Annotated in this window: 33 protein-coding genes; 1 reads left to right on the top strand and 32 read right to left on the bottom strand. The window is 50.8% G+C overall.

Annotation, left to right across the window (positions count from 1 at the left end):
• Window positions 1-157: 157 nt before the first annotated feature.
• From DWV16_RS17205 to DWV16_RS17070, 26 genes are all read right to left on the bottom strand, one after another.
• Entirely contained in the window at window positions 158-610 is a 453-nt protein-coding gene (locus DWV16_RS17205) for a phage tail assembly chaperone (protein ID WP_118480590.1), read from the bottom strand.
• 12 nt (window positions 611-622) lie between these two features.
• A complete protein-coding gene (locus DWV16_RS17200) occupies window positions 623-1051 on the bottom strand; it encodes a phage protein (protein ID WP_118480588.1) in 429 nt (142 codons plus the stop codon).
• A gap of 12 nt (window positions 1052-1063) precedes the next feature.
• Window positions 1064-2170, bottom strand: coding sequence for a DUF3383 family protein (locus DWV16_RS17195; RefSeq protein WP_118480586.1), 1107 nt, complete (start codon window positions 2168-2170; stop codon window positions 1064-1066).
• 19 nt (window positions 2171-2189) lie between these two features.
• Window positions 2190-2717 carry a hypothetical protein gene (locus tag DWV16_RS17190; RefSeq protein WP_118480584.1) on the bottom strand — a complete coding sequence of 176 codons (528 nt, stop codon included), beginning with the start codon at window positions 2715-2717 and terminating at the stop codon, window positions 2190-2192.
• A complete protein-coding gene (locus tag DWV16_RS17185; protein ID WP_118480582.1) occupies window positions 2714-3079 on the bottom strand; it encodes a hypothetical protein in 366 nt (121 codons plus the stop codon). Before DWV16_RS17185 ends, DWV16_RS17190 begins: the two co-directional genes overlap by 4 nt.
• Complete coding sequence (locus tag DWV16_RS17180; protein ID WP_118480580.1) at window positions 3072-3671, bottom strand: hypothetical protein; 600 nt, start codon at window positions 3669-3671, stop codon at window positions 3072-3074. The genes DWV16_RS17185 and DWV16_RS17180 overlap by 8 nt, the downstream gene beginning before the upstream one ends.
• Window positions 3665-4129, bottom strand: coding sequence for a DUF4054 domain-containing protein (locus tag DWV16_RS17175; protein WP_118480614.1), 465 nt, complete (start codon window positions 4127-4129; stop codon window positions 3665-3667). The genes DWV16_RS17180 and DWV16_RS17175 overlap by 7 nt, the downstream gene beginning before the upstream one ends.
• Before the next feature lie 21 nt (window positions 4130-4150).
• On the bottom strand, window positions 4151-4510 hold the full coding sequence (locus DWV16_RS17170) for a hypothetical protein (RefSeq protein ID WP_118480578.1): 360 nt from the start codon (window positions 4508-4510) through the stop codon (window positions 4151-4153).
• Window positions 4511-4513: 3 nt separating this feature from the next.
• Window positions 4514-5563: a DUF2184 domain-containing protein gene (locus DWV16_RS17165; protein WP_118480576.1), complete on the bottom strand. Its 1050-nt coding sequence runs from the start codon at window positions 5561-5563 to the stop codon at window positions 4514-4516.
• 14 nt (window positions 5564-5577) lie between these two features.
• Window positions 5578-6081: a hypothetical protein gene (locus DWV16_RS17160; RefSeq protein WP_118480574.1), complete on the bottom strand. Its 504-nt coding sequence runs from the start codon at window positions 6079-6081 to the stop codon at window positions 5578-5580.
• A gap of 13 nt (window positions 6082-6094) precedes the next feature.
• On the bottom strand, window positions 6095-7309 hold the full coding sequence (locus tag DWV16_RS17155) for a DUF2213 domain-containing protein (protein WP_118480572.1): 1215 nt from the start codon (window positions 7307-7309) through the stop codon (window positions 6095-6097).
• Complete coding sequence (locus tag DWV16_RS17150; protein ID WP_118480570.1) at window positions 7306-8148, bottom strand: phage minor head protein; 843 nt, start codon at window positions 8146-8148, stop codon at window positions 7306-7308. The genes DWV16_RS17155 and DWV16_RS17150 overlap by 4 nt, the downstream gene beginning before the upstream one ends.
• Window positions 8148-9506, bottom strand: a complete 1359-nt coding sequence (locus DWV16_RS17145; RefSeq protein ID WP_243007360.1) for a DUF1073 domain-containing protein — start codon at window positions 9504-9506, stop codon at window positions 8148-8150. The genes DWV16_RS17150 and DWV16_RS17145 overlap by 1 nt, the downstream gene beginning before the upstream one ends.
• A 116-nt stretch (window positions 9507-9622) precedes the next feature.
• On the bottom strand, window positions 9623-10915 hold the full coding sequence (locus tag DWV16_RS17140) for a PBSX family phage terminase large subunit (RefSeq protein ID WP_118480566.1): 1293 nt from the start codon (window positions 10913-10915) through the stop codon (window positions 9623-9625).
• The gene (locus tag DWV16_RS17135) at window positions 10836-11435 is read right to left on the bottom strand and encodes a terminase small subunit (protein ID WP_118480564.1); all 600 of its coding nucleotides are present in this window, start codon (window positions 11433-11435) and stop codon (window positions 10836-10838) included. Before DWV16_RS17135 ends, DWV16_RS17140 begins: the two co-directional genes overlap by 80 nt.
• Window positions 11429-11974 (bottom strand): hypothetical protein, encoded by a 546-nt coding sequence (locus DWV16_RS17130; RefSeq protein WP_118480562.1) that lies wholly within the window; start codon window positions 11972-11974, stop codon window positions 11429-11431. The genes DWV16_RS17135 and DWV16_RS17130 overlap by 7 nt, the downstream gene beginning before the upstream one ends.
• 955 nt (window positions 11975-12929) lie before the next feature.
• On the bottom strand, window positions 12930-13247 hold the full coding sequence (locus DWV16_RS17115; RefSeq protein WP_118480556.1) for a hypothetical protein: 318 nt from the start codon (window positions 13245-13247) through the stop codon (window positions 12930-12932).
• On the bottom strand, window positions 13247-13501 hold the full coding sequence (locus tag DWV16_RS17110; RefSeq protein WP_118480554.1) for a DUF551 domain-containing protein: 255 nt from the start codon (window positions 13499-13501) through the stop codon (window positions 13247-13249). The genes DWV16_RS17115 and DWV16_RS17110 overlap by 1 nt, the downstream gene beginning before the upstream one ends.
• On the bottom strand, window positions 13502-13846 hold the full coding sequence (locus DWV16_RS17105) for a hypothetical protein (protein WP_118480552.1): 345 nt from the start codon (window positions 13844-13846) through the stop codon (window positions 13502-13504).
• 259 nt (window positions 13847-14105) lie between these two features.
• Entirely contained in the window at window positions 14106-14459 is a 354-nt protein-coding gene (locus DWV16_RS17100) for a hypothetical protein (RefSeq protein WP_118480550.1), read from the bottom strand.
• 166 nt (window positions 14460-14625) lie between these two features.
• Window positions 14626-15222, bottom strand: a complete 597-nt coding sequence (locus DWV16_RS17095) for a DNA methyltransferase (RefSeq protein WP_243007359.1) — start codon at window positions 15220-15222, stop codon at window positions 14626-14628.
• A gap of 85 nt (window positions 15223-15307) precedes the next feature.
• A complete protein-coding gene (locus DWV16_RS17090) occupies window positions 15308-15796 on the bottom strand; it encodes an ASCH domain-containing protein (protein WP_118480548.1) in 489 nt (162 codons plus the stop codon).
• Between the two features lie 13 nt (window positions 15797-15809).
• Window positions 15810-16379, bottom strand: a complete 570-nt coding sequence (locus DWV16_RS17085; RefSeq protein WP_118480546.1) for a hypothetical protein — start codon at window positions 16377-16379, stop codon at window positions 15810-15812.
• 116 nt (window positions 16380-16495) lie between these two features.
• A complete protein-coding gene (locus DWV16_RS19690) occupies window positions 16496-17179 on the bottom strand; it encodes a VRR-NUC domain-containing protein (protein WP_243007358.1) in 684 nt (227 codons plus the stop codon).
• A gap of 64 nt (window positions 17180-17243) precedes the next feature.
• Window positions 17244-17537 (bottom strand): DUF4406 domain-containing protein, encoded by a 294-nt coding sequence (locus tag DWV16_RS17075; RefSeq protein ID WP_118480544.1) that lies wholly within the window; start codon window positions 17535-17537, stop codon window positions 17244-17246.
• Between the two features lie 12 nt (window positions 17538-17549).
• Window positions 17550-18236 (bottom strand): DNA methyltransferase, encoded by a 687-nt coding sequence (locus DWV16_RS17070; protein WP_199719799.1) that lies wholly within the window; start codon window positions 18234-18236, stop codon window positions 17550-17552.
• A gap of 292 nt (window positions 18237-18528) precedes the next feature.
• On the opposite strand from DWV16_RS17070, the gene DWV16_RS19430 reads away from it, so the two are divergent.
• Entirely contained in the window at window positions 18529-18714 is a 186-nt protein-coding gene (locus tag DWV16_RS19430; RefSeq protein ID WP_147349488.1) for a hypothetical protein, read from the top strand.
• Here DWV16_RS19430 and DWV16_RS17060 read toward each other — a convergent pair.
• The 6 genes from DWV16_RS17060 to DWV16_RS17040 form a co-directional block, all read right to left on the bottom strand.
• Window positions 18711-18959 (bottom strand): hypothetical protein, encoded by a 249-nt coding sequence (locus tag DWV16_RS17060; protein WP_118480538.1) that lies wholly within the window; start codon window positions 18957-18959, stop codon window positions 18711-18713. The genes DWV16_RS19430 and DWV16_RS17060 overlap by 4 nt on opposite strands.
• 178 nt (window positions 18960-19137) lie before the next feature.
• Window positions 19138-19719 carry a hypothetical protein gene (locus tag DWV16_RS17055; protein WP_147349487.1) on the bottom strand — a complete coding sequence of 194 codons (582 nt, stop codon included), beginning with the start codon at window positions 19717-19719 and terminating at the stop codon, window positions 19138-19140.
• Window positions 19716-19877: a hypothetical protein gene (locus DWV16_RS19180; RefSeq protein ID WP_158572960.1), complete on the bottom strand. Its 162-nt coding sequence runs from the start codon at window positions 19875-19877 to the stop codon at window positions 19716-19718. The genes DWV16_RS17055 and DWV16_RS19180 overlap by 4 nt, the downstream gene beginning before the upstream one ends.
• Before the next feature lie 808 nt (window positions 19878-20685).
• Window positions 20686-20847 (bottom strand): hypothetical protein, encoded by a 162-nt coding sequence (locus tag DWV16_RS19175; RefSeq protein WP_158572959.1) that lies wholly within the window; start codon window positions 20845-20847, stop codon window positions 20686-20688.
• 24 nt (window positions 20848-20871) lie between these two features.
• Window positions 20872-21093, bottom strand: coding sequence for a hypothetical protein (locus DWV16_RS17045; protein ID WP_118480533.1), 222 nt, complete (start codon window positions 21091-21093; stop codon window positions 20872-20874).
• A 270-nt stretch (window positions 21094-21363) separates the two neighbouring features.
• Window positions 21364-21564 (bottom strand): hypothetical protein, encoded by a 201-nt coding sequence (locus DWV16_RS17040; RefSeq protein ID WP_118480531.1) that lies wholly within the window; start codon window positions 21562-21564, stop codon window positions 21364-21366.
• Between the last annotated feature and the right edge of the window lie 391 nt (window positions 21565-21955).

The following is a 21955-nucleotide window of genomic DNA, read 5'->3' as shown; positions in this document are numbered from 1 at the left end:
ACTTCCTGTTCTGCCGCTTCCTGAGCGCGTTCTTCATTTTCGTTTTGTACTGCGATAATTTCAAGACAATCCCAAAGATCGTTAATGTTGTATGTCCCATCCCATAGCTCGTGCTGTTGCCAGCGGCCGGCAATTACCGGCGCGTAAAGTGTGGCATTTAGATTTCGGTATTCGGCGGGCTCATACCGAAGGCACCGCCGACGAGTGGCAACAGCTTCTCGGCGAAAAAATCCTTAAAATTAAACTTGATAGATTCGGCTGCAAGGGTCATCATTGCTCCCACGTTGGTTTCCATTCCCGGAACCGCGGGGCTGCCGTTATCGTTGATGACGTTAATCCACCCTGAATCCATGCGTACTTTAGTGCAACTCAACACATCTTTAAGCAGACTCGTAAACTGCGATTTGCTCATGGGCGCGGCGGCAATTGCCGCCGCGCTTCGGTCCGGCATAATTTCGGCAGTTAAAGAGCCAATCAGCGGAGGGAGCGCCGTGTTCATAAGCTGATAACCGATATACATTGCGGTATAGGCATCTAGCCAATAAATCCGGTACTCCTTACCGTCCATTACAAACGGCTCATATTCGCGCCGCTCTTTGATTGCATCCATGTTATTCCTCCCTTAAATCGGTTCTCGGTTTATTTTAGCCGCCATTAGCGCCCATGCGACATTCTGTGCCTGCTGTCCATAAGTCTCGTCGGGGATCTTCTGAGGCGAAACTCCTTTGCAAGTCGTCTGGAGATTCTGCGCCTTAATTGTAATAGTGAGACGCGCCCATTCCGAAGCTCTCGAAACCCTAATGTAGTTTGCAAGCTTGCTCAAATACCGATGGATTTCTCCCATTTGAGAGGTGTTGATCGTTATGGTTCCGTTGCTCGCCTCAATTTTCGTGGGAGTCACAACTCCGTCGTTTGACAACAGATGAGCAGTCATGTCGTTCGCGTATGATATCGCAATATCCCCGAGCCCCTCTCCGTTGCAAATGAGCTGCCCCACGGCAGGGTGCGAAAGGACGCACGAAATATCTGCAAAGCTATAAGTATCCGTCAATGTACTCCCTCCTTAAATCGATACATTCAGCGAGATTGCAACCGACTCAATTGCTCCGGCCGGTGTGATTGCAATATAGATTTTCGGTGCTTTTCTTGCCGCGCGGTCTGCGTCGCTCTGGTCGATCAGTGGTTCGGTCATAACCAGATATCCTGTCGGGAGCGCATCTCCCTTGCTCAATGACACAAACGGGCCTCCGCGCCAGATTCCGGGCGCAATGTATCCAGTGGTTACGGCATCTTCAAGCGGATCATTAATCGCGCCTACAAGTGCGGTTACTCCCGGTTCCGTCTGGGGAATTTTCGGCCAAAGCTGCAATGTGTCCATAACATTGCGTTTGATTCCGTTTACAAGCATGTCCAGATTTATGATATCGTCAAAATACCTCCCGGCCGCGGTCAGTCCCGGCTCAAAGAGATCAAAGTAAACGCCGCGGTTTACCTGTACGTTTCCGTTGTTCCCTTCGATTGCGTTTACCTGGGCCGCCGTGAGTGGTTCGGATTGCAGGTTGATAATTGTTTTGTTTCGCAGAGTGTAGGCGCTTCCCGGATCGCCTGTATTGGCCCCCATGGCGTAACCCATCACCCCGCAGGCCGCATGATCGTTTTTCGTCGAATAGACTCCCAGAGTGCGGGTATATCCCGCGTCTTTGAGCGTTGCAAAGATATTTCCCTCTGCCGCAGTCAAAACGTCTGCGTCTTTGGTAGTAAAAAACAGCACGCTTTCTGGAGAAATCGCCTCGATATACGGCGCTACGGCAACAATATCGGCCTTTTCTGCGCCTACAATATAGCAGGCATACCACTCGCTGTTCGCTTCACGGCAGGCCGTCACGGCTTGCAGGGCCGTTTCTTCCGCGCCCTTTACCCCGATCGCCACTTTCGTAGGAGATGGATTCTGCGCAAAATAGATGCTTGCGGCCAGATATTCCGCGTCTGTGGTTTTAAAGCCCGCCTCCAGCATTTCCGCCAAAGAAGTATATGTAACCACCCGGTCACTGGTGTTGATGATTGAGGACGATCCAATAATCAAACCCAAGTTAAAGCCGCTGCGTACTGCCGCAACAGGCGTGAGGATAACGTTTATTTGGATTACCGGATCAAGAGATAACGTTGCCAAAATTAAAACCCCTTTCGATTTAAGATTTTATTTGGATTTCTCCGAGTGACTCGATCGTTCCGATCCGTTCGGAATAGCTCGAAATCACATTAAAATTGATCGAATAGTCGGCCCGTTCCCACCATTGTCCGTCTCGAGCTTCCGGTATCCTTACGGGCTCGTTTCCGGCGATTATCAATCCGATACCGCTACGCATCAGGAATTCCCTCGCTGCGGGCATCTGTATACGGTTTCTTACCGTCTGCGCATCCTCGTTGGCGTTCGGGCCATAAAACACAAAATTGGCGCTCATGACACGCAGGCCGGTTTCTGTGTATTCCGCCGTTCCGTCCCCGTTGGGAATCCATGTAGTATCACGCTGCCGGGTGATTGGATCTGACGATGGCGTAACGGTAACAAAGGCGATATCCTCCGAGTTTTCAAACTCTGGCGCATCCAGCCATCCGGTACATACCCTTCTGCTGGTGCTTTCATCGTCTGGTAAACCTAGGCACTTTAAAACTGCCTGCCGGAGAATTTCTTCGAGCTGTCCAACTGATTTATTCATTGTCCGCCTGCCTTTCGAACGCATAGCGCTTTGTAATATCCAAAGTCGTGCCAATCTTCCACGCGCATCACTCTATATCTGGCTCCGCTCCATTCGATTTCATCTGAAAGTCCCGGATCGTTCCCGGCTCGAGTGGTATGGATAACAGAGTTGGAGTAGACCGCAACCTCGGCCTGTATCTGATTTCCCTGCGGGGTCATAATCGTATCTTTTTCCCCGGCAGGCTGTACAGATCCAATGATGGTGAGTTGTTCAGGCGGGTTTGATATGAATTTACCTTTATCCCACTTTCCGCTGCTCCGGTAAAGCGATATGTTTTGTGCAAATGCGGGATCTATCACCAAGTTTGCAACGTTAAGCACCGCGCTCCCCCTTCTTTCTGATTACGTAAGAAATTGATTGTTTCATTGCTCCTTTATCAACCAGCGGGGCGGCGCTTCCCTTTTTCTCGATTGTGGCGGCGGCGTTCGGCGGCCAGCCGTTATCTTCCTCAAAATAGTTCTTTGCGTTTGATTCTGCGTCCATTCCGATCTTTTCTAAATGAGATTGTACATCCTCCCCCTCCAGTGCGGCGGCTGTCGCGGTTTCGAGATCCTCTTTTATTTCGTCTATATGTTTTTCTATAGACGGCTCTAAAAACGGGCGCGGCGGAGAGTGCCAGAGCGGAGATCCATGCTCCTGCACATAGGCTTTTAGAACCATAGGATAGGGCTTTCCCGCATCAATGTCCGGCTGCATTTCTTTGCGCATTGATAGGCGGCGCACGCCGTTGGTATGGATATAGGCTAACTGAGCATTGGTGATATCCTCTTTCCCCGGCCCCGTCTTTTCTCTGGCGCTTTTGTCCTCCGGTATCCCGACGAGTACATCGGTTTCGGCCAGCTCCCTAAGAGCTGCCATTACCTTTTCAAGATCGATGTCCCCATCCTTTACGATTACGCCGATATCTACCATATAACCGCTCCTCCCATGCCAACCAATTTTGCCATCGTTGCGAATTGCTGTCCATATGCGGTGAGTTTCCATGCGGCCCATCCATCGAGGTCAGCCGCCGCGGTGCTATAGTCAATCGATTGGGATACTCCTCCAACCGATTTGGAGGTGGTAAGTCCGCGGGCTTCTCCCGCGTTTATAACCTGCACGGCGGTAGCTCCCTCTGGAGTAGAGGTTTGTAAATACAGCGTGAGAAAATGAGCGACAAACATGCACATTCCGATTTTCCAGGAACCCATCCAGCGCGCGGCAGATAGAGAAGCGCTTGCAAGGCCGATATACATTTCGATAACCACATCGGGGATTATGCCTTTAAACTGTGGATAAAAGGCATACAGATCGGCGGCGGCGAACGCAGGGTTTGATCCCTGTGGCATATTGGCCGCATCCGATATGATTCTTTTTTCCCATCCATCCATAGCCACAGGGATCACGCTCCTTTACTGTTCTTTGGGGCCGAGGCTTTCGCCATCGCGCTCCTCGTCAAAGATTTCACCGGTAAGGCAGGCAAGGATGTCCGCCTTTTTCTTGCAGCCCTCCAAGTCAACGCCTCGTTTTTCCGCGAGCTTTTCCAACTCAGCAACCGTCATGCGGGCGTATTCTTTTTCGGGCTGTTGCTCTGTTTTGGATTCTTCCCGTCGGGACTCAATCAGTGTAATTTTCCCGGCCGCGAGTCCCGCCCGAAAAGTCGGGCACACGGCGAATTCATCGGGAACCGAGGTGATTTCAAAACAGCGAATGATTCTCTTTTCTCCAGTAGGAGAGGTGAGCTCATAAGTTTGCTTTGTGTATAGCTTCATCCGTTACACCCCATCCGCATACCGCACCGTCTGCGGATATTTGAATTTGACCTCCGAGAACTGGCCCGCATAACTCGTGAGGTATGCAAGCTTTCCAGCGTCTACCGAAGTCATGACGCGGCCAAGCGGCATGGTGATATCAAAGTCAATCTTGCTTTCGTCATTGCGGTATACCACGAGCCGGTTTGCGCTGCTCGCTCCGGCACCTTTGCACTGGCGGCACGGGACGAATTCAAGGTCTACCTGCTGCGCCGCCGCAAGGCAATTGCGCTTAATATAGGACAGGATGCTTTCTGTTCCCGCTTCGGTTACGGGCGTAGTTGCGATATATCCAAAGTTGACCGGATCGACCAAAATGTGATTTGCCATTGCGGAGGTGTCATATCCCACGGCCTCCCACTGCGCTGCAAGAACCGCGTTCACGTCTGCGAGAATTTCAACCGGAGTTTTATCTTTCCAAGTGGTTTTGGTGGATGCTCCGGCCGCGACGGTGGATGTAACCACATTCGGATTGTTTACCAGTCCGTGGGTGTTGATTTTGCTAAGCCCGTAGTATGTACTCTTGTCGAGCAACTTGTTCCAGTTAAGTTTGATCCCGTTATCGTAAATCTCATTGATACTGCGCGGGATCTGGCGGAGAGCCTCCTGGTCCAGATAACCAATTTGCATGTTCATAGCAAAGGTTACAGTTTTCCAGAGGTCTTTTGTGAGGTCTGCCTGCGCGGTAGCAATGTCGGTTGCTCCGTTGTAGATCAACGACTCCTCATCTGCTCCGGTGGTTCCATAGCTTACGGCATAGGCCGAAACCAGATTTACAAATCCGCCGCCTGTTTTGGCGACGATATCACGCATCCACGTAACGGAGGTGAGGGGCTCCATCAGGGCTGTATCGACCTTTTCAAGCTCTCCCACGAGGAACGCAAGGCCGCCAGCGGTTGCCGCGTCCATCTGCGGCAACGCAAAGCGCGCGCCCATTTTCCCGGAACGAATCAGGCTGTCCATTGTCTGGACTCGTTCTTTGGTGGGTTTGGTAAATTCAATGATTTTGCTCATTTGTCATTCCTCCCTTACGCATTAACCGGGTACAGGATGCGAATTTCGGATACCCCATTCTCATCCTTGCCGTTGATATTCCAGCGGACATTTGTAAGCAATACAGAGTTTGCGCCATCTGCGGTTGCTTCCAGGCCACCAACCACGCCTCCGGTTACACTTTCATTTGCGGTAATTCGCAGATAAACGTTACCGTTTACCGTGGGATCGCCTACATTGCAGACGGCCGAAACCGCGCCCATCGTTACGATCGTTGCAATCTCATTCGCTGCGTATTTTTCGACCGGCTCTCCGATTACGGTTGACTGTTTGACATTGCGGGAGGCGATCCCGAGGAATTTGGCCGCGGTGTCTGAGGCTCCCATAACTACGACGTTTCCATCGGAATCATATTTCACTGGCGATCCGAACGGGATATTCCCGCCCGCCACGCGGGAAACCGCAAGATATACATTTTGCCGGGAGAAGGTTCCCGGATACCCGTTGTTGAGATTTATTCCAATCGTCTGTCCAGGCATTTAAAACACTCCTTTACTTTTTCGCATAATGCGGATTGAATTTGTTTCGAATTTCGATACCGATTTTTGACTCGTCGGCCGGAGCCGCATCATTGGTTGCGGCTTTGCGCATCTCCTCATTGATTTTTGCCATTGCAGGCTTTTCGGGGGCCGCCATCATCTGCCGCAGAGATTTTGCAAAGCTGTCTTTCGCCGCTTTGCGTTCTTTGTCGTCTTTGATGCTGTCAAGAACCGGGCGAACGGATTTGATCAGTGCGGTTGCAGCGTCGCGGCTAAGCTGTGCGGACTGGTTTTCCTCCCCGGCATCTACAATGACAGTTTCCTCGCTTTCCGGCGAATCTCCCTCCTCGTCCCCAGACTTGATTTCCTCCGCGAGTTCGTCGAGCACGTCCTTTTCGCCGGGATTTTCGAGGGCCGCGAGTCGGTCGGACAGTTTTTTAATTTCCGCCATGAGGGCCGCGTTTGGGTCCGGCGCATTCTCGGGAGGCGGCGTCTCCTCGTCTTTCTCCGGTTTGTTGCATTCCGCAATCTCGTCGATCACTTCCGCGACCGCATCCGGGTCTGCATCCTTTGCGGCAATCCCGAGAATTTTGGAATACCATTTTGCTTTGTGTGACATAGTTTTAATCTCCTTTCGGTTTTTATTTTGGGGTGCTGCGTCTTTTATCGAAACCCTGGGACCCGCCCGCCCAGCCGGTACGACTGCGACGTGATTACCCCGGATATTTCGCTGATAATAGCGACCTTCCGTTTCTTCGATATCGTGATAATATCCGCTACTGATTTCCCGTTTGCCGTTTTGAATTTCTTCATTGAGCGTGCGGTCATAAACAATGAGATCGGCCAGAAGAAGGTCGGCTTCATCTCCTTGCCCTCTGCGGACATTCAGGACAACGCCTTTTAACAACACGCTCGCGTTGTCGGCATTGACCATATCTGCGGGATGCTCGTCTGTTACGATCTTTCCCTCAAAACTGGCGATTGCTTCCGGCGCGAAAACTTCCTCCTCCGGCCGGTACAGGATTACGGGATCGTTTCCCGTCAATCCTAATTCGGAGGGCAAGTATTCCTGTTCTCCCACGCGGGCAATTGGGACGTTGAGATAGATTGTGTAATCCTCCACGGTCTTTATCTGGTTTGGGCTTATGCGCGTGCCATAAAAAGCTGTACGGCGGGGAGTTGTTTCCCGGTCGTATGATTTTATGGCGCGCTCCCTGTAATCGCTCATGCGGCCATACCTCCAATCTGTCTAAACTGCGCGAGCGTCATTGTCTGGATGCTGCCGTTATAGTAGACCTTGCGCGGCCAGCTAACCCGGTTAATATTTGTAACCGGCTGCGGGTAGCATCGGCAATTCCAAATTTCTCCCGGCGCGTAGTTGCCAACCGTCCTTTCTCCGGCAAGGGCTTCCGGGCTCGGCGGATCGCTCCATTGGCAAAGGACTCCATTCATAAGGCGGTGTGCACGACGGGTTCGAACATCGTTTGTCGAATGCCAAATATACCACGTTATCCCGAGACTCTCAGCGCGGGACCGAATAAGTGCCGTATGCGTTTTAGCCGCTTCGGTGCGCGCTACAAGCTTCGCGCGTTTTGCCGTAGTTTCCGGGAAGTATTTGAGAATTTCTTTTTCGATTGTTTCCGGCCGCGATCCCTCGATCGTCATGCGCGAAATGATACCGTCCACGTTTTGGCGTATTTCCTGGGGCAACGACGATATGAGCTGTGCGTTGCGCGTGATCTGCCACTCGATTTCATTTTTAAGGCGGCCGTCGATTTCCGAGCGGGTCGCGTTATATATCTGTTGGCCTTTGGACATCTCCCGCGCAGCATCCCTCCATGTTTTAGCGCTCCAGCTCAACGTATTTGTCACCATCTTAGCCGCTACCGCGCGGGCAAATAGACGAAAGGTTTCGGATTGTCCGAATGCTTCCAGTGCTGTGAGCGCCGCGGCAAGGCTCCCGGCTGCTGCAATTTGAGGCTGAAAAGCCAGTATCCCAGCTTCGATTGCTTTTCGGTAGCCGTCCTCTATGCGGGCGGGCGGTTCCCATGGATTGATTAGAGCCATTAGACATCACTCTCCGGTTTTTCGACGGCGGGAAGCGGCGCGGTCGGCAGTCCTCCTAAAATATCGGCAAACTGCGACATATCCTCATTTCGGTCTCCTATGTACTCATCTGTCGTGTGTTCGATGTCCTCATCTGTAATGTTTGAGAATATCCCTGTAGTGTCTGCCTGCTGCCGCAATTCCTTTGCCGCCGCTTTTTGTGAGATGAGGTTTGCATTATAGGCGGATGCAACGGCCTCCGTGTAAGCTTTGGCAAGTTCGGCGGCCTCTTTGGGGCTTACGGTTTTTGGCGAATTGAATTTGTAATTCAGATCGTCCGGGACGGCTCCAAATGTACTCATGCAGATAACCGGGAGCAGCTTGTCCAATACCGGCCTTAGAGTGGTTTCCTGCTCCTGCGTGATCATGTCATAGTAATTTTGCAGGTCACTTTCTCCGGTTGAGTTCATTCCGGCCGGTGATCGGCCATATAGTTTTGTTACCGGTATGTGGGCGGCTCCGGCGACATCCAGCATAAACTCCTCATAAATATCTGCCAGCCCCGAAAAAGTATAGGTTTGCGAGGAAACCGTCTCGTCTCTCCCGAGCAAAAGTTGTGAGAAATTGTTTAATAACTGATTTTGTGCCTCGAGGGATTGCAATATCCGCTGGTACGCCTGATTGTTTGTGGCGGCCAGCGGCGGCAGATCCGCCATTGTACGCACGATCAAATTTGCGCGGAATATGAGTCCCGCAATATTGGCACTGCTGTTATCCCGCTTCAAGATTTCTTCAATCGGTCTTTCAAGCACCGACATTCCCCAATAACTTTCCGCGATTTCCTCGATGGGCGGAAGTTTAACCCCCACAAACCTCACAATGCGGCTATGATGTACACTGACTCCGTTTAGCCCTATTCCGGTAAGCGAATAATATTTTGGCATCCCAAATTCCGGGGATGTTATGTCGTCAACCAATTCTGCGGATGGAGTCGCCCCCATCCATCGATCCAATATGCGCAAGCCGCGGTAATCGTCCATTTGTACATTTTCCAGTTCCAGCGGCTCCGAAAGATTTGCAAGATCAGTATCCGAGGCGAGCGTTATGATCCCAATTGCGCCGCCGTATAGCCTTCCCCACTTGAGGCCCTCCAACAACTGCGCGCGGGTCCTCGTTTGGCGAACCCGGCGCTCGAAATCATCAATATCCTCTGGCCGCATCTTGCTCTGTAAAGTGATCCAGTTTTTGAGCATATCTTCTGCCGGTATATCTACAATGCCAGCGGCAATCCAATGGCTGCGATAAAGAGAATTGAGGAGGGTAAAATCAAAATCCATGCGGGTGAGCGGGTACTTTGTGGCATTTGTCAAGTTTGGCATCCCCACGCCCTGCCGGGTGAGCGAATTTTGGAAAGCATCAAGCGCCGGAATGCTTCCCGCGACAACCACCGGCTCCCCGATTCTTCCCGCGGCCGCTCGCTGTTTTCCTCGCTTGCTCATACTCCCCACCTTCTTTCATAAATCGTGTTGATAAAATATCTAAGTGCATCCATTGCATGATCATTGGCCTTTACCGGCTTGTCGACCGGAGATTTTTCATCCCATACATAGGACTGGAATTCTCCGATGGTCGATTTACATTTCCGGCTTACTTTCAGGCGACCGGTCTGCAATGCCGTTCCTACGCGTCGGATTCCGTCCAATACCTCATTATCTGCATCTCTGACCGCAAACCGCCCATGATGCCGAATGCACTCTTTAAACGATGCGGCCGATGGATCGATAATAATCATTTCTGGCTCAACAAGAAACTCTCCGATTTCCTGCCCCTGTTCCCAGGTTGCGCGCCGCGATAATACAAATGATTCTAGATCTCTGTAATATTCCTCATCTGTTTTCATCTTTCCGCCGTTTTCTTCGGCCCTGCTGTTGTAGTAATACTCCCGGTCCAGATGTATTGCTCCATTTGGCTCGATCAAAAAATCCAGAAAAACGCATGGATTGATTGTCCCGTAATCGCAAGCGATAATGCGTGTTGTACTCCGCGTAACTGCTCCCGGCGACAGCTCGTCATAGCAATGGATCTCTGGATCAAACATGCTGTAGATAACGCCCTCGGCCGCCACCCAATTTCCGCGGATAAATCGCTCGTAAAATGCGCCGCTGTATAGGTTTTGATATCTCTGTTTTGTCTTGTCAGACAGCGATGGGTTATCGTCCATTGTAAAGTGGAGATAAAGCGCGCGGCGCATTTGATGCTTTTTTATCCACTCGATATAAAACCAGTGCTGCGGGTTGTTCGGGTTACAGTTAAACCAAAAACGTGAACCTTCCACCGAACAGCGAGCCAGCGCTTGCTCCACGAACGATCGCGGCATCAGCGCAACCTCATCAAGCAGTACCCCCGCAAGGGTTATGCCCTGGATAAGCGCCGCGCTCCCCTCGTCTTTTCCACCGAATATGTAAAACCGGTTAGAGTGTCCCGCAAAGTTTACTTGTATATAATTTTTGCTTTTTATCTGCTTAAATCCCATGAGCGTGCCAATCGCATTGATTAACGGCACAATTACATTTCGATTGCAACTTTCGACCGTTTTTCCGCAGATTGCGAAGTTTTCCTCGTCAAAATTCTGCATAGCCCACAGCATAAATGACACAGACATCGACAACGTTTTTCCTGATCGAATCGCGCCATCCGCAATGATCGCATCATAGTTCCGTTTTGCTATCGGATGCGCCCACCACGTCAGTATCTTCAGTTGTTTTCTGCTGAACGTCGAGAACCTCATCTGCAAAAATCTCCTTTGCCGCGTTTCCAATCGCCTCAGAAAGCCCGTTATCATCTGCCTGCTGCATTGGCTGCCCGTTCACAAGCCCATAAATTCTTGCCATCAATTCGAGCGCCCGTACTTTATCATGTAATTTCATTTCGATCCCGAAATTACCCTGTTTTATTGCGGATATTGCGCCAATTCGAGCGCGGGGAATATCCTCCGTGTTTTTGATTTGGACGAGATCGCTTTTTACCGTCAGGTAATCCGTTATGTCTGCGAATCCTATTTTGGCAAGCTCACGGAGAATGTCTTTCGCGGTAACAATCCCCTCATCATGGGCCGCTCTTGCGACCTCCTCTCGAACCTCAAAATACCTTTCCTGAATCTTATCTTGTTTCCAGAGCAAGCACGCCTTTGTGTCGACGGTTGCATCCTTCCATTTTCGGCTTTGCTTAAAGGCTTTCCGATACGCGGCGCGCTGCGAATCCCCGGCAACCAGTGCGGCAACAAATTTTTCCTCCCGTGCATTTAACATCTCATCACATCCATGATCCACTCACGGTAAAAATCAAACAGTGCCTGATTATTCTCAAAGCTAAATTGTTCCATTTTCGGATTTTCATTTAAGTTGGAGGAGGTTTCCAGGACATATTTCCCGGCTTCGGTATCCATCAATATGATTTTGCTATGATTGGTTGTCGCTTTATATTCCCATCCGTTGTTGCGGCATACCGCCTCAAAATCCTCGTAATATCGGTATACCTTTCCTTTTTTTCCGTCATTGGCCATAATTCCGCCGACGATAAAAAAACATCGATCCAGCTTTCCATATTTTTTCAGTCGATCTAAGCATTCTAATTCTTTTCTTCCGACACGCAAGGTTGTTGCCGCCATTTCGTTGATTTTTGTGCGGTCGGCAACAAATTTTACAAATGATATGGACGAAAACCCTCCGGTGGATACAAATTTGTAGCATTCATCTACATTGGGCAATTTGTCCATATATCTCGACAATTCTTTGACAGAATAAATAATATTAAATACCCTTCTTTTGGGGATTCTGGTTTTTATCATGTTGTCGCCTCCAATTCGCTTCCTCCGATCTCTATTTATATGACCGGCAGACTATTAGGTCCCGCGGTCTGCCAGCGCGGGAGGAGGAAAGAGTAAGGAAAAAGGATAGGCAGATTCCTCTACCTATCCGCAGTATAAATCATTTTGCGTTCTGATTTTCGGTACACTTTTTTTCGAGTTTTACGGTGTATCCAAGCTTTTCGAGTGCGGCGACGACGCTATAATCAAGGTTAAACGTACATCCGCATCGCAAACTCTGTATCCTACTGACATTAAGCCCGGTTATCCTTCTTATTTTTCTAACAGGATTTTTGTTCATGACTTCCGCCACATCGTCAAATATCAATTGATCGCCTCCCCGCTACTTGTTGTTGGTTGGTGCGGACCTGTAACGCCCGCTACTTGTTGTTGGTTTGTGCGGACCTGTAACGCCCGCTACTTGTTGTTGGTTGGTGCGGACCTGTAACGCCCGCTACTTGTTGTTGGTTGTGCGGACCTGTAACGCCCGCTACTTGTTGTTGGTTGTGCGGACCTGTAACGCCCGCTATCTAAATTCATGTGGCAACAGTCTCTATCTCCTCGAGATACTTTATCGCCTGTTCCCGTGCATCTTGTAACACTGCACCGGGCATTGTACTGCCGCTCTTTCGATTTTCAAACCACTTGATTGCTTCACTGGTTGTCATGTTTCTTACCGTCCTTTCGCTCACCACAACTGCAATGTCCATCTTTTGGCATAATAACTGCCCTGTGATTCCGTGTTAACCGGATGGTGCAATTGACATGCGTTTCTGCCTGTCCTGGATATTCGTAACCTCCGTCCGCTGAGGCAAATTTGCACTCCGCGCACCTACACCCGCCCACGGCGTGGATGGGGTCTATGGTGGGCGATTTGGAAAGCGCAACATACACGACAGATGGGAGGTCCTGATGTTCTTTGCAAAAGTTTTCAGCATCAATCAGCCGCATTTTCTTCGCCTCCGTCCATTCGAGCGCCGCATTTGGGACAATAATTACAATTTGGTTTTGCGATGGTTTTAACTGGATAGCCACATTTGGAGCAATGCCATAATGTGCCTCCGTCGTCATCTTCCGGATCAATCCACCGCCCATGCACCACCGGCGCGACATCAGCGGCGGGAGCATCACCAATCTTTACGCATTCGCCGGAAACCTTGCATTGCAAATAGATGCTGCCATCCCGCACAAATGCTTGCATTTCCCCCTTGTTGACAGCTTGCTTTATGCCGACGATATCTATGTATTCAGCCATCAGTGATCCTCCTTTGGTGGTTCGGGTAAAGGCATCCAGTGGGTGATGTTTAGAGCGTGCCTGCTCCATTCCCAGGGCGCATATGTACTTGTATCGGTTTTGGGGTCCCAATTCATTGTCCACCTTTGTCTGAATAGTGTTCTCACTCCGTATTTGCCGCTTGTAGAACAGACAAGCACTTTTATCATCAGTCTGTCTGTATCTATGGGCAAATCATCTTCCGGAAGCCTATCCTTTACGCTGATCCACTCCATCTATTTCACCTCCCGCAATATCTCTCTCAGGTCTACGCACTCGCCGGGTTTGATCCATGAGAGCAAATCACCGTTGATATCGTAAAAATCATCATCTGAGTACCATCCGATCTTGAGTCTTTCCGGTTTTTCTTTGTATGCCGCAAAATCTCCGTCATCGTCACGCGCAACCCACGGCGTGCCCTCCGCTACTCTCCCGCGCATGATTGCGATATCCTGCTCGGTGTAGCGCGGGCGGTTCTTTGTCTCGATATATGTATTGCAGAGATCCATCACAAATTCGTAAAACATTTCTGGGGTCATTGCCTGTATCTTTTCAATCACTGATTTTTGATAATCTTTCATGGCATTTCCTCTCTCTCAGCTGCGCCGGGCGGTTTGGTTTCGGTTTATGGCGTTTCATCTTTCTCCCATCCTTTGCGCATGTCGTATTCGTACAAAGTCTCATAGACTTTGCGCTTTGCTGCAATCGTGGAGGATATTTCGCTTTCCTTCACTTTTTTATCAGCATAGGGATGGTATATCCCTGATAAAACATTTTCACGATTTCATCTGCTCGGAGAATTACCGGTGTTCTTTCGTATTTCTTGGTTCTTGCCATGTCTTATCTCCTTTCTTGCGGCATAACCTCAATCTCTGTTCGCGGATGGTCTTTATCATATCCGCCGCGCAGAATAAGCTCGATATGCCCGAAACTGTCGTCCTCTATGATTCCCGCCGCCGTCAGCCCGTCCAGAATCATCTTGCCGGAATAATTATCAGGGTCGCGCCGTCCTCTGGTCGGGAAGAAATAGGTCAGCTTCACAACCGCGCGGGAAATTGGCTTTTCCGGGCGCGGGATACACGTCCAGTAAATTAGTTCGGCCCATTCTTTTTTGGCTTTCTGGTACTCCCGGAAGTTCGTTCGCCCTATGTACCGGTTATTGCTCGGCGGGATGCGGTCTATGACGTACTTCATTCCGGCACTCCATGCAGCATCCGGTGTCTCCAGCTATCACATTTTCACCAATATCCATAAGCGCCCGAATGCGCCGCAATGTAATGCCGCAAACGTTTTTTGTCTCTCCTGTAAATTCGTATTTCATGTCCTTTTCTTTCTCCCTGCTACGCCGGGCGGTTTGGTTTTAAAACCTAATTTGCGCTTTAACCGCCTCCAGGCGCTCCAGTGCTTTTTCGTAATAATCCCGGTCGATCTCAAATCCGATGTACTCAAATCCCATGTTGTGACAGGCTATCAGGCTGGATGCACTGCCTGCGTGAGTGTCGAGGATCTTGTCGCCGGATTTTGCATATTTGGCTAATAGCCACTCGTAGAGCTTCACAGGCTTTTGCGTGGGATGGAACGTATCTCCGTCTCTTTGCAATTCAATTCGATTTATTACAACAACTCGCGTCGGACAGTTAAACGATGTATATGCAAGCTCGCAATCGCTCATTGTCAATCCGTGCTGCCCTTTGTCCCAAACCACCCAGCCCTTTGTGCCGCAGTTCAACATGGGGACGAAATAGTTTCCGCCGAAAATTATTTGATTTACGGAAACCCGTTCCAACTCCCTGAAATACTCCGGCGGCGGCATTTCCCTGTCCCAGCCTTTCCGGGCATGATACTTTCGGTTGTGCTTTGGGTTGTTATGTATACTCTGCCGCTGTCCGTCATGACCAATTCCATAGGGCGGATCTACAATCGCCAGTTCAAAATATTTGTCCGGGAATTCCCGCATCCCATCCATGCAATCCATGTTGTAAAGTTGATTTAGTTCCAGCGTTTTTATCACCTCGATTTCGGTTTATGGCGTTTCATCCCCGCTATTTGTTATCCGTCTGGGCGCTTTTGCTATCCGCCATCCCGTAAAAGCGCCAAAACCCCTGTTGCCCGGTTGCTGGTATCGGTTTTGCGAATTGTATGGGGTTGGCGAGCTTGCAGGCATACCGGCCGTCTGAGATATCGACAAACGCGCGCTCCAAATCCGTGAGACGATCCCGCATCTGATCCACCGGGATACAATCGACAATTTCAACGGTTCCCAGGATCTCCCCATGCGGTAGAGATTGCATCCACTCTCTGGTATAAAGGCCTCGTTTCATATATTCCGCAACATCTCTGCACTTGTTGATTTCCCGGACAAAGCGCCACATCTCGGCAGCAGGGCAGGCTCTTGCTGCATGGATTGCAATGCGGCCGCGGATTCTCACCGGGCGCGGAGTAGTCTCCCACCATTTGAGGCCGTTAAAGATCGCCCAGGCATACGGCGGGTATATGGTGCGGGCCGGGATAAAGTCGGTGATGTTTGACATTTAGGGATTCCTCCTATTCGATTTCCTGTTCCCATTCCGAGCTATCCGCGCGCTTGATTTTGAGGATATCCTTTGCGGACCGGGAGATTTTGACCTTGATACCGTCAGTAACCTCGATAGTCGCGCCGCGCATCTTGCGGTCGTATACCATCATGGCGGTTTGCAGGATGTGGGCGCGAGTATCCTCCTTGATGGTTATTTTTCCATATCCCGGAGCCTGCTCTCCAAACATCTCGTCGATGGCATCCTCCGCTTGCTCCTGTGCGGTGAGGCGTTTTTCTATGCGCTCCCGCTCGCGTCGCAAGTCCGCTGCGTATGATTTTGCGTCCAGGCACTCGCACTGGCGGGGGGCAATCTCATCGAGATCTTTTTGCAGACTATAACCGGCGTCCGGCATGTCCTTAACCTGTCCGCAAAACCGGCACACTCCATACCGCTTATGCGGGATCTTGTCTATCTCCTCCCATATACCCGCTATCTGCGGTATAATCTGCTCCACAGTCAGCTCATTGTATGGGATGGGATAATTCGGCACGAGATCGGCGGCGGCACGGGCGGCCGCAAGGCTTATTACATTATCCATTGCGGCGGCCTCCTCTCTGGGTGCGTGACCGCGGGCGGCGGCTCTTTGTGCGGTCTTTGCCCGGCTGTGCGTGATCTCTTGACAGGCGGGTCCAATAACGGTATGACGACTCGTTTTTACTCCTCGACATGGTGCGGTCCTCCTTTGATATTTAGATAGCTCATAATGACCTTCGCGGCCTCATCCCATCCAAAGCAGATGGCGGCGCGGTATCCCTGATTATTCAGGGCGGAGATCCATCTCTTTTGATCTTCCGACGCGCGGCCGTTTATACGCTTGAGCTCGATATACAGACCGTGATATATTGCGTTTGGGACTGGCAGGCAGATGTCCGGCACGCCTTTTCGCAATCCCTCTGCAACGAGGCGGCCGCCCGTAGCCTTTGAGCGCTTGCCCTCATTGGGGATATGGTGCAAAAGTGCGAGCTCCGGGTGCTGTCCCTCCATCCATTGCGCCCATAAAAAGAGTTGTTGCTGCTCCTCGCTTTCGGTGGGAATCGGCATTGTGGGGGAGGCGGCTTTGGGGCGGCGGCGCGGCGGCGGATCTAGCGGCGGCTCCGGTATATGGTTAATAAGGCCGGATGACATCCCTTTTGCAGAGGCGGATCGCCCACTACTGCTTTGGGGCGCTAACGGTTGATTCGTCACGGTTACATCGATGGTCTGAGATTTGGATTTAAAGCAACTTGTGCTTTCTTCCGGCCGCGGCTCCGGTGGTGTGGCCTGCTGTCCGGGCGGCGCGATCCGATCCTTTTCCGGGATCTGTGTGCGGCGCGGCTTGTAGGGTTTTCGGTATATCACGATCTTTCCTCCCCGCTATTGTTTTTCGGCTTTCCATTTTGCCAGCGGCGGCAAAATGGTTCTGTTATACCTCTGGTATTACTGGCAGTATTTCGATGTCTTTTCCGGTATACAGACAGTATTCCATTTCGAGACGTGCGCCGGGGCTCTCCTGCCAGTCCGGCAAAAACATAACCTTGTCGGCCGTATCGATCATTGCAAAGCAAATCCGGGCATAGTCCGCTTTTGATAATCCGGCCGGTAGGAGCGCGGGGTTGATGGGGACATCGTATTGATACACAATTGATAGATGTGCGGCATTAAATTTGCTTTTGTAATTTGGATCGCCTGTGATCTTGCCCGCTATGTATATTTTCATAAGGTCACGCTCCTAAAATAATCTCGTTTGCGCTTTAACCGCCTCCAGGCGCTCCAGCGCTTTTTCGTAATAATCCCGATCGATCTCAAAGCCGATATAATCAAATCCCATGTTGTGGCAGGCAATCAGGCTGGACGCGCTGCCTGCGTGAGTGTCGAGGATCTTGTCTCCGGGTTTTGCGTATTTGGATAATAGCCACTCGTAGCGCGCTACCGGCTTTTGCGTGGGATGGATTCTACAATCGTCTTTTTTGCCCTGCGGCGGATACTCAAACACTTTAGATATCGTTCCAAGCCCCTCCGATATGTAGGCAACTTCCGCCATCGACATGGTAAATTTCTCGGATATCGTTTGTTTTTTCCAGACAACGAATCCTTTGTATTCTGGTAATTTAAAATTGTTTGCGCCCCATATGATTTGATTTTGACTTATGCGAAACAACTCATCAAAATATTTTGCGTCTGGCTTTTTTCCGAAAGTTTTCATTGTCCCGTGTTTCCGCATATCTTTTGTGGGGCAATTCTCCGATTCATCTCTATAGGGCGGATCTACAATCGCCAGTTCAAAATATTTGTCCGGGAATTCCCGCATCCCATCCATGCAATCCATGTTGTAAAGTTGATTTAGTTCCAGCGTTTTTATCACCTCGATTTTTTGATTTTTATATGGTCCTTTTTCTTGGCTTGTTTGGCGGCGCAATGCGGATCATGCTGTATCTCTGCCAGACAAGCCCGGTAAATGGATTGACTCCAGTTTCGACCGAATCAGTCTCGATGATGTAACCTTTTTTGGGTACTGGGGCGGATCTCCATTTCTGCGCGTTTATCTTTTTGGTTTTTGGCTTTGGGTGGATGAGGTTTTTGCTTTCGCAGAATCTTTTTCGGTATGCGCTCTCGCCGCTGCGGAATGTTTTTGATGTCTCTTTGATGAGGTACTCGGCCAGCTTTTTATATTGCCCGCTGCCGTCCAGCGGGTGGAAGCTTGCCCGGAGGTGGGACGGCTCCTTTTTCCAAAGGCGGGATATGATACGCGGATCGCAATGCTGGACAATGAGATGATGGTGGATGGTCGATCTCAAATGCTCCGTGACGTGTATGTATTTCAGTTCCTGGCCCTCCGCCTTAAAGACGGCCCGCAAGCCGCGGAGGAAGTTTTCGATCTGCTTGCGGGCTTCTAAGGGTCCGGGTGCTCGCCGGGCTTGTATTTGAGGACAACGTGGTAGTCGTCCTCCCCAAAATTGGCGTTTAGGATGCGGCGCAGATTGTTGGCCGCGTTTCGCTCGTTGATGGCAAACATCTGATCCGGCGTGGGTTTTTGTTTCGGAGCGCGAGGGCCAAAGGTTTCCCTCGGCCTGCCGAGCGTCTGCCGCTTTTCGACCTCGATCACTGCCCCGGTTTTGTAGGTCTGCATGTAGTATCCCATTGTTGGCCTCCTGTCGGTAAGATAATAGATTGATTCCGTCGCAAGGCCGCTCACAATGCGGCCTTGCAGGGATTGCACAATTGACAGTCCGGCCGCTCACGTGGTATAATAAATGCAATGAGAGCGGCCAGCTCTCGGAGTAAGCGAAACGGTTTAACGCAACTTTGGACAGTGGGCGTTAAACCGTTTTTTGTTGTGCTTTTTGGCCTCCTCGATCCTCGGCATAGGTGCAGCGCGTAAGGCTGGTTGTCATGTCGAGATGTTCGCACGGCGGGTTAAAGCAATGCGTCATACAGATACTTGCACCGGCTCTGTGGCATTGCACGGCCGGGCGTAACTTCTGCCCGCATACCGGGCAAATCGTGTTTGTATACGGCTTAAATTCCAGGCGGCCGTGGATCGATTCCCCGATCCATGCGCGGCAATCCAGGCAAAGAGTATCCCCTTCCGCGGGCGGGTGCTCGCCGCAACGCGGACAGCAATCCTCCGGGGCGGCCGGTTCGTACAGCGCCGCCGCGCGGCGGCGCTCCTCCTGGGGGGTGAGGATGTCCGCAAGCCCGGCAATGATCCGGCGCTGCGCAAATGTGGCCTCATCGATAATCTCCCCAACCGCTTGCGCCTGTGCGCCGTTAAGTTTGATCTTGTGGTCAAAATACAGCTGTCCGCCGTCCTGGTCCGTCCGGCACCCGGTCAATATGTAGCACTCTCCTCCAGACCCCACGGCATAGGCCAGCGATCCAAAAACATCGAGGATCTTCACGGGATTTTGTCCCCCATTCTTTGCACAAATTTCCCGTAGCTCTCGATTCGGTCATTTGGATGCAGGCGGTTATATGCGTGGCGGGCCTCCTCTACCTCTGCTATGGTCATTTCCCGCAAGGATTTTTGATCCTGCGGGGGTTGTTTTTTCTTCGCCATGATCTTCCTTTCCCCGCGGCCCGGCGCGCGGCCTGCAAGCGCGGATAGCTGTCAATGATGTGGAGCCGTGCCGCCAATCCTAAAATGACGAGCTGGGCGGCTACGTGCGCAATATGTAGGCTCACCATACGCCGGTCCTCCGAAAAGTACGTGCAATGGACTGGCTGACATGTGCCGCCGCGTCCGTATTGATTTTGCGGCGGCGGTCATAGATCTCGTGATACTGCTTGTTACGGCGCTCCCGGTAGCGCCATCCCGCGCATGTCTCGCAACACGAGCGATCCCGTGTATGATCCGGGCAGTTTTTGCAGGTTTTGAATTTAACCGGCTTTTCGACGGTGCACAGCACGAGCGCTCCTCCTCTTGATCCACGGTATAAGATCCTCATTTATTGCGGCGGCCATCACCATACATCCAAATGGGATTATCAGGCGAGGCCCCCAAAACAGGTAAAACGCGCAAAGCTCATACAGGTTGTCCATTCTTCGCGTCTCCTTTCGCTTCCCGGTCGTAATTTACGATGTCCGCCGCGTCCGCTGCGCAATCCGCAAACGGGCAGGTCCCGCAGTGCTCGTGTAGATAGCATCCATCCCCAATGGATAAAGGGTGTGTACAGCGTCTATCTACTAACTGCCGCGTCCTTTTGGATTTCCGCGGCTTGTTTGGACGTACCCGGTGTCGGTATTTGCTGCGGCACGCGGCGGAGCAAAATCTTTTGTCTCGGCGGCCTGGTGTAAATACGGTTTCGCACACGGCGCATTTTCGCGGCGGGTACGCAACCTTTTGATAGGCCATTTGACGCGCCTCCTTATGCCTTGATTCCTTGCCGCTTCAGTTCATGCTCCGGCGCGCGGGCAGGCTTTTTGAGATAGTCACATGCGGAGCAGTATGCAAGGTCATGCGGCGCGCGGCCTGTCTGTACTTTGATGTAATGCGCCTGAGCTGCGGCGCGGGTCCATAATTTGCGCATGATGATCTGTCCTTTCTGATTTTTTCAAATTCCTTCGGTTTTTTCGGCCCATTTGATAAATTCCCCTTTGGGGATTCTCAGGCGTTTTTCGGTCCATTTTTCCGTGGGAAACGGCAACTGTACCTTTGCCTTTCCCGTAGCCGCGACTCGGATTATTTGCGCATCTATTCCGATGTAGGCGGCCGCATCCGCCGCCGATATGTAAGGTCCAGGGATCTCCCGGATCTGGTCCAGCGTTTTTCGCATTTGCGGGCCTCCTTTCGCCGCGGATTTGTGGGCGCTATTATTGCTTGTCCTCCTTGACTATGGTAATATTCGGTAAAGGAGGTGATAATTTTGCCAGTCGATTTTTCTCAAGTTGAAATTCTCGAAATTTATGGATGCTATCGCAACAAATTGTCTAAGTTGGAAACCCATCGAAATTCTGATCAAAACCCTATCAAAGTTTCCTCCTCTGAAATTCGCCTTTACTCTGGGATAATAAATAAGCTAGAGTCTGCATATCCTTGGCTTTCCTCAGTTTATCGCTGACTTATCCTCGAAATCTCGAATGTCTTGTTCTGATAAAAAGCCCGCTTCCCGTGCTTGCTTTATACGCTCATCGATGCTGATATACGGCTCTATCGTCACAAAAAAGAGCTTTCCGCCAATCTCAATGATTTTGAAGTAATTTCCCGTTTTCCTAGCGTTGATTCGCCAAAACAGTTTATCTAACATTGTTGTTCCCCCTTCCGCCCGCACGCGATTTTTCATTACGAGCAAAGGATCGTCGAAGGTTTTTGATACCAGTGGTAATTTTCATCCTTGCGTTGATCTCGAGTCTTGCGGGGTGGGTTGCGCTCATCCTCGGATTATTATCAACAGGATAAGCGGAATACTCGAGGATAAAAAAGCAGCCAATGAGATTCCCAATGGTAAATTGGGATGCCTTTCATAAAAAAGGTCGCTATCCCGTTTCGGATCAATAATTAGACTTTCCCTGATTTTCTTCCACATTTTGTTTCTCCTCTCTGGCCGCCCGCTACACGCGGGCGGTTTTTTATTGCTTGTCCTCCTGTTACAATATATTTGCCTCGGAAGAGTGGCAGCCAGCTACGAGCCGAGGCAT

Origin of the sequence: Anaerotruncus sp. AF02-27, assembly GCF_003465835.1 — a bacterium.
GTDB lineage: Bacteria > Bacillota > Clostridia > Oscillospirales > Ruminococcaceae > Anaerotruncus > Anaerotruncus rubiinfantis.
Note: the sequence above shows the minus strand (reverse complement) of the source record. Positions and strands in the feature narration are given on the sequence as shown.